The sequence below is a fragment of the Burkholderia sp. Ac-20345 genome, from assembly GCF_017104825.1.
GTDB lineage: Bacteria > Pseudomonadota > Gammaproteobacteria > Burkholderiales > Burkholderiaceae > Burkholderia > Burkholderia lata_B.
In genome coordinates, this window is sequence record NZ_JAAGPO010000060.1 from 48,276 (window position 1) to 55,119 (window position 6,844).

The window sequence follows — 6,844 nt, forward strand, 5'->3', positions numbered from 1 at the left end:
CCGTCTTCAACCTTTACCGTCATTCCGCCATGTACGAACACGTTCCCGCCTACCCGGGCGATCCGATCCTGTCGCTGTTCCAGTCATTCCAGCAGGATGCGCATCCGCACAAGGTCAACCTGAGCATCGGCCTCTACTACGACGACGCGGGCCGGATTCCGGTCCTCGACAGCACACGCATCGCGGCCGCGCGGCTACGCGATGCCGGTACGCCCCACACGTATCTGCCGATGGAAGGGCTCGCCGCGTACCGGCAGGGCGTGCAGCGCCTCGTGTTCGGTGACGACTGCGCGGCGTTCGCGGAAGGGCGCATCGCGACGCTGCAGACGCTCGGCGGATCGGGCGCGATCCGGCTCGGCGCGGAATTCGTGAAGCGCTATTTCCCCGACAGCGCGATCTGGATCAGCGACCCGACATGGGACAACCACCGCGTGATCTTCTCGGCCGCCGGCCTCGACGTGCACACGTATCCGTACTACGACGCAATGCGCAACGACATCCGCGTCGACGCGATGCTCGCCACGCTCGATGCGTTGCCGGCGCGCAGCGTCGTGCTGCTGCAGCCGTGCTGCCACAACCCGACGGGGCTCGACCTCGGCCGCGACGCGTGGCGCGCGGTGATCGACGTGCTCGCGCGGCGCGGACTGATTCCGTTCCTCGACATGGCGTACCAGGGGTTCGGCGACGGTCTCGCCGACGACGCGTGGGCCGTGCGCGCGATCGTCGATGCCGGGCTGCCCGCGATCGTCGGCAATTCGTTTTCGAAGAACTTCTCGCTGTACGGCGAACGCGTCGGCGGGCTGTCGATCGTCTGCGCGAACGCGGGCGAGGCCGCGACGGTGCTGAGCCAGTTGCAGGCCGGCGTGCGCCGCACCTATTCGAGCCCGCCGCTGTTCGGCGCGCAACTCGTGTCGACCGTGCTGAACGACGATGCGCTGCGCGTGCGCTGGGAAGGCGAGGTTGCGCAGGTGCGCACGCGCATCAAACGGATGCGCGGCGAACTGAAGGCCAGGCTCGATGCGCGGCTGCCGGATCGCGCGTTCGACGCACTCGTCACGCAGCGCGGGATGTTCAGCTACACGGGCATGGCCGCGACCGACGTCGACCGGTTGCGTGCATCGCACGGCGTCTATCTGCTGCGCTCGGGGCGCATGTGCATCGCGGGCCTGAACGATGCGAACGTCGACCATGTCGCGAACGCGATCGCCGATGTGCTCGGCGGCGTGTCGCGACAGGCCGCCTGAATTCCCGACCCTGATCCAAAGGAGGACACGATGGCTGAAACGATCCCGGTCGACCTGCCGCAGCTCGCACAACCGTTCTCGTGGGCGACCCGCGCGGGCGGGTTGATGTTTACGGGGCACGGGCCGGTCGACGCGTCCGGGGCGATTGCCGGCGACACGATGGCCGAACAGGCGCGCATCACGCTAGCGAATCTCGCGAAGGCCGTCGCGGCGGCCGGCGCGACGATGGACGACGTCGCGCAGGTGCTCGTCTACCTGTCCGACGTGAAGGCGATGCCCGAATTCGATACCGAATACCGACGCCACTTCCGTGAACCGTATCCGAACCGGACGTGCGTCGGTGTGCAGGGTTTCGCACATCCGGCGATGCGCGTCGAACTCGTCGCGTACGTCGCGTTGCCCGCGGCACGCACCTAGCAGGAACACCGCATTGCGCGGTGTGCAGTCACGCAATCATCGACAAACGAGAACAGGACTGGAGGAGAACATGAGGACAATCAATCGATTCGTACTGCCAATGATGGCGGGTGCGCTTGCCGCGAGCGGCGCGATGGCGCAGAGCAGCGTGACGCTGTACGGGATCGTCGACCAGAGCATTCGCTATACGACGCATGCCGACGCGTCGAACGATGCGAGCGTGCAGATGACCAACGGCGCGATCACGAACAGCCGCTGGGGACTGAAGGGCAGCGAGGCGCTCGGCGGCGGGCTGAAGGCGATCTTCCAGCTGGAGAGCGGCTTCGAGCCGCAGAACGGGCAGCTCGACGGCGCGCTGTTCGGCCGCTACGCGTATGTGGGCCTCGCGAGCGACTGGGGTACCGTGAAGCTCGGCCGCCAGGCGACCGAGGCGTTCAACCTGTTCGGCGATCTCGATCCGCTGACGGTCGGCAACTACACGGCCAACATGTGGCCGTATTTCCTCACGCAAGGGCGTGCGAGCAACGTCGTCAGCTACGACGGCACGTTCGGCGGGCTGAACGTCGGCGCGAGCTACGGCTTCGGCGGTGTCGCGGGCAGCCTCGGCGCGAATGCGTACTGGGGCACGCACGTGTCGTACACGCAGGGCGGGCTGATGGTCGGCGCGACGTACCAGCAGGTGCGCGACCTGAACAGCCGCGCGCAGCAGGCGTGGGGCGCGGGCGCACGCTACGCGTTCGGCGCGGCGACGCTGTACGCGGGCTATCTCGGCGGCATCGACCGCACGGGCATGCTCGACCAGCAGCTGCTGAACGCGCCGGGCCGCGACGTGACCTACGGTGCGTTCGCGGACAACCCGCGTCGCGATGCGATCTTCTATACGGGCGCGAGCGTCAAGGTTACGCCGGCCGTGTCGGTGACGGGCGTCGTGTATTACGACGACATCCGCAACGTCAACGGCGTCGCCGGCAACGGCGGCAAGCGCTATACGGGCGTGCTCGAGGCCGAGTACGCTTTGTCGAAGGCAACGCAGGTCTACGCGACGGTCGACTACAACCGCGTGACGGGCGGCGCGTTCACGGAAATGCCCGGACGCGGCAACCAGACCGGCGTCGCGGCCGGCCTGCGCCACCTGTTCTGAGCACGCGGCGCGCGGCGGCCGGCAGGTCCGGCGCCGGCCCGCGCGCCGTCGACGTTTCGACCGGACAATCGCTTTCGAACGAGGTCACTCGATGCAACCAGAAGGACAATTCCAGCATATCGCGGCGCGCGAGCAAGGCCTGCGCCGCACGCTTTCCGCACGGCAGATGGCGATGATCGCGATCGGCGGCGCCATCGGCACCGGTCTTTTTCTCGGCAGCGGCTTCGCGATCGGCTTCGCGGGCCCGAGCGTGCTCGTCAGCTACGCGATCGGCGCGTTCATCTCGCTGCTGCTGATGGGCTGTCTCGCGGAGATGACGGTCGCGCACCCGACCTCCGGTTCGTTCGGCGCGTATGCCGAACATTACGTGAGCCCATGGGCCGGATTCCTCGTGCGCTACGCGTACTGGGCGTGCATCGTGCTCGCGGTCGGCACCGAGGTCACCGCGATCGCGCTGTACATGAAGTACTGGTTTCCGGGCGTGCCGGGCTGGCTGTGGATCGTCGGGTTCTCCGCGCTGCTGGTGTTCGTCAACGCGCGCAGCGTCGACGTGTTCGGCGCGGTCGAGTACGGCTTCTCGGTCGTGAAGATCGCGGCGATCGTCGGCTTCATCGTGCTCGGCGCCTATGTCGTGTTCGGCAATCCGGGGCTGGTCGGCGACGGTGCCGCACGCGGGGGATTCCACCATTACACGGATCACGGCGGCTTCTTTCCGAAGGGGGCGTGGGGCACGTGGGTCGCGGTGATCGTATCGATCTTCAGCTACCTGAGCATCGAGATGATCGCGGTCGCGGCCGGTGAAGCCGAGGATCCCGAGCGCGCGGTCACGCGTGCGTTCCGCTCGACGATCGTGCGGCTCGTGCTGTTCTACCTCGTCACGCTCGCGCTGATGCTCGCGATCGTGCCGTGGACGGCGGCGGGGCGCGACGAAAGCCCGTTCGTGAAGGTGATGGAGGCGATTCACCTGCCGGGCGCGGCCGGGCTGATCAACTTCGTCGTGCTGATCGCCGCGCTGTCCGCGATGAACAGCCAGCTCTACATCACGACGCGGATGATGTTCAGCCTGTCGCGTGCGGGCCATGCGCCGAAGGCGCTCGGGGAAGTGAACGCACGCGGCGTGCCGTTCGGCGCGCTGATGCTGTCGACGCTCGGCATCGCGCTGGCGACCGTGCTGAGCGTGCTGTATCCGGACGCGTCGTTCACGATCATGATGGCGGTGTCGATGTTCGGCGCGCTGTTCACGTGGATGATGATTTTCGTCACGCACTACTGTTTCCGGCGTCGCCGGGCGGCGCTCGGCCTGCCGGCGCCCGCGTTCCGGATGCGCGGTTTTCCGCTGCTGACGCTGCTCGGCGCGGGCCTGATGCTCGCGGTGATGGTGACGACTTACTTCACGGCCGAATTCCACATGACGCTGATCTTCGGCATTCCGTTCCTGGTTGCGCTGTCGGTCGTGTACGCGGTGTGGTATCGGCGCGCGCAGCCGGTACTCCAGCCCGACGCGAAGTCGTGATGTAGCGGTGGGGCCGTGCGCTCAGCCCGCGAGCGCGGGCAGTGCGTCGATCGACGCGCGCACGTAATCGGCGAAGCGCAGCGCAACCGGTTCGGCGGTGCCGCTGCGCTTCAGCGCGAGCGTGCGCGATTCGAGCGACGCATCCTTCAGCGGCCGGAACGCGAGCCGGTCACTCTTCACCTGCTGCAGCACGCGCGGCACGAGCGCGATACCCATTCCGAAGTCGACCATCGACAGGATGGTCTGCCACAGCCGTGCCTCGTGGCGGATCAGCGGGCTGAAACCGGCATTCACGCACTGCGCGATGATCAGGTCGTGATAGTGGGGCGCCGCTTCGCGCGGGAACAGGATGAACGGTTCCGCGGCCAGCGCGGCGAGCGCGACCTGCTTGCGCTTCGCGAGCGGATGCGCGGCCGGCAGGCAGCACACGAACGGTTCCGCATAAACGGGCGTCGATTCGACCTCGGGCGGGAAGTGGCCCCAGTGCGCGTAGCCGAGATCGATCTGGCCGCGCTGGATCGCCTGCACCTGCGCCTGCGTGTTCATTTCGCTCAGCACGACCTCGACGCCCGGATAGTCGGCCTCGAAGCGCCGCACGGCATCCGGCAGCCCGCGATACAGCATCGAATGAACGAAGCCGATCCGCAGCCTGCCCGCGAGACCGGACGCGGAGCGCACCGTCAGGCGTTCGGCCTCGGCCGCCTGCAGCAGCAGCCGGCGCGCTTCACCGAGCAGCACCTCGCCCGCGTTGGTCAGTGCGACGCTCTTGTTGGTGCGCGAGAACAGCTGGACGCCGAGCGCGTCCTCGAACTTGCGGATGTCGAAACTCAGCGCCGGCTGCGAGATGAACAGGCGCTTCGCCGCGCGCCCGAAATGCAGCTCCTCGGCGACCGCCACGAAGTAGCGCAACTGCCTCAGTTCCATGGTGTCTCCTCGCGGCGTCGGTATCGATAAGCGATATCTATCGTACCGGATAAATCCTGTATTGGACGCTTATCGATCGCGCGCCTACGCTCTGCGGAAGGCTTTGCACGGGATTGGCCGGGCGCCGCGGCGCCCCCTCCAGCCGACGTGCAGGCAACCCAGGAGACGCACGCATGAACGACACCGCTCGCACGCCGGACGCCGGCGCATCCAACATCCCCGACAGCCGGGGCATCGATTTCTTCACAGCCGATCCCGACCTCGGCGCATTGCTGAAGCTGCATCTCGGCGATGCGCACTATGCCGAACTCGAGCCGCGGCTGCGCGCGCTCGGCGCACGCGTGTCGGGCGAGCTCGACGAATGGGCGTCGCGCGCGGACAAGCACCCGCCCGTGCTCGAGCACCGCAACCGGCGCGGCGAGGCCGTGCAGCGGATCGACAAGGATCCCGCGTATGTCGCGCTCGAACGCGTCGCGTATTCCGAGCTCGGGCTCGCATCGCTGAGCCACGGGTCCGAATCGGTTCCGCCGCTCGTCAAGTACGCGTTGACGTTCCTGTTCGTGCAGGCGGAATTCGGGCTGTGCTGCCCGGTCAGCATGACCGATTCGCTGACGCGTACGCTGCGCCGCTTCGGCGATCCGGCGCTCGTCGCGCGCTACCTGCCGATGCTTGCATCGCGCGACTTCGACACGCTGTACCAGGGCGCGATGTTCATGACCGAGCAGGCGGCCGGTTCCGACGTCGGCCGGATCGCGACGCGAGCGACGCGCGAGACGGACGCGCACGGCGAGACCGTCTGGCGCCTGACCGGCGACAAGTGGTTCTGCTCGAACGCGGACGCCGATCTCGCGATGGTGCTCGCGCGGCCCGACGGCGCGCCGGACGGCATCAAGGGCCTCGCGCTGTTCCTGCTGCCGAAGACGCTGCCGGACGGCACGCGCAACCGCTACCGGATCGTGCGCCTGAAGGACAAGCTCGGCAGCCGTTCGATGGCGAGCGGCGAGATCGCGCTCGAAGGCGCGCAGGCGTACCTGATCGGCGAGATCGGCCGCGGTTTTCACCAGATGGCCGACATGATCAACATGTCGCGGCTGTCGAACGGCGTGCGCGCGGCGGGGCTGATGCGGCGCGCGCTGAACGAAGCGCTGCACGTCGCCGCGCACCGCGAGGCCTTCGGCCGCAAGCTGATCGAGATGCCGCTGATGCAGCGCCAGTTGCTGAAGATGCTGTTGCCGGCCGAGGCCGCGCGCGCGATGTTCATGCAGATCGCGCTGCTGCTGCCGCAGGCCGATGCGGGCGACGAGCAGGCCGCGCGGTGCGTGCGGATCCTGACGCCGCTGATCAAGTTCCGCGCGTGCCGCGATGCACGGCGCGTGACGGGCGATGCGATGGAAGTGCGCGGCGGCACCGGCTACATCGAGGAATGGAGCGACGCGCGCGTCGTGCGCGACGCGCATCTCGGCTCGATCTGGGAGGGCACGAGCAACATCGTCGCGCTCGACGTCGCGCGGGCCGCGCAGCGCGAGCACGCGCTCGATGCGCTGCGCGCGTTCCTTGGCGACCGCCTCGGCGCGGCGCCGCTGCCCGATGCGAGCCGCGCGGCGC

6 protein-coding genes are annotated in these 6,844 nt (G+C 68.0%); 5 read left to right on the forward strand and 1 reads right to left on the reverse strand.

Annotated elements, in window-relative coordinates:
* The first annotated feature begins 29 nt into the window (after nucleotides 1-29).
* The 4 genes from G3O06_RS22000 to G3O06_RS22015 all read left to right on the forward strand — a co-directional run bounded on the left by G3O06_RS22000 (nucleotide 30) and on the right by G3O06_RS22015 (nucleotide 4,315).
* Nucleotides 30-1,244: an amino acid aminotransferase gene (locus G3O06_RS22000; RefSeq protein WP_205817499.1), complete on the forward strand. Its 1,215-nt coding sequence runs from the start codon at nucleotides 30-32 to the stop codon at nucleotides 1,242-1,244.
* A 30-nt stretch (nucleotides 1,245-1,274) separates the two neighbouring features.
* Nucleotides 1,275-1,661, forward strand: a complete 387-nt coding sequence (locus G3O06_RS22005) for a RidA family protein (RefSeq protein ID WP_174917732.1) — start codon at nucleotides 1,275-1,277, stop codon at nucleotides 1,659-1,661.
* A gap of 103 nt (nucleotides 1,662-1,764) precedes the next feature.
* On the forward strand, nucleotides 1,765-2,802 hold the full coding sequence (locus tag G3O06_RS22010) for a porin (RefSeq protein ID WP_205817506.1): 1,038 nt from the start codon (nucleotides 1,765-1,767) through the stop codon (nucleotides 2,800-2,802).
* Nucleotides 2,803-2,893: 91 nt separating this feature from the next.
* Entirely contained in the window at nucleotides 2,894-4,315 is a 1,422-nt protein-coding gene (locus G3O06_RS22015; protein WP_205817500.1) for an amino acid permease, read from the forward strand.
* 21 nt (nucleotides 4,316-4,336) lie between these two features.
* Here G3O06_RS22015 and G3O06_RS22020 read toward each other — a convergent pair whose 3' ends face one another.
* A complete protein-coding gene (locus tag G3O06_RS22020) occupies nucleotides 4,337-5,239 on the reverse strand; it encodes a LysR family transcriptional regulator (RefSeq protein WP_174967288.1) in 903 nt (300 codons plus the stop codon).
* A gap of 173 nt (nucleotides 5,240-5,412) precedes the next feature.
* Here G3O06_RS22020 and G3O06_RS22025 point away from each other — a divergent pair.
* Nucleotides 5,413-6,844, forward strand: a 1,432-nt coding sequence (locus G3O06_RS22025) for an acyl-CoA dehydrogenase family protein (RefSeq protein WP_205817501.1), incomplete at its 3' end; no start/stop codon positions are given.

Bases quoted from the DNA above. Each gene is read 5' to 3' on its own strand.
- G3O06_RS22005 (WP_174917732.1), top strand. From the start codon at position 1,275: ATGGCTGAAACGATCCCGGTCGACCTGCCGCAGCTCGCACAACCGTTC.
- G3O06_RS22015 (WP_205817500.1), top strand. From the start codon at position 2,894: ATGCAACCAGAAGGACAATTCCAGCATATCGCGGCGCGCGAGCAAGGC.
- G3O06_RS22020 (WP_174967288.1), bottom strand. From the start codon at position 5,239: ATGGAACTGAGGCAGTTGCGCTACTTCGTGGCGGTCGCCGAGGAGCTG.
- G3O06_RS22010 (WP_205817506.1), top strand. From the start codon at position 1,765: ATGGCGGGTGCGCTTGCCGCGAGCGGCGCGATGGCGCAGAGCAGCGTG.
- G3O06_RS22000 (WP_205817499.1), top strand. From the start codon at position 30: ATGTACGAACACGTTCCCGCCTACCCGGGCGATCCGATCCTGTCGCTG.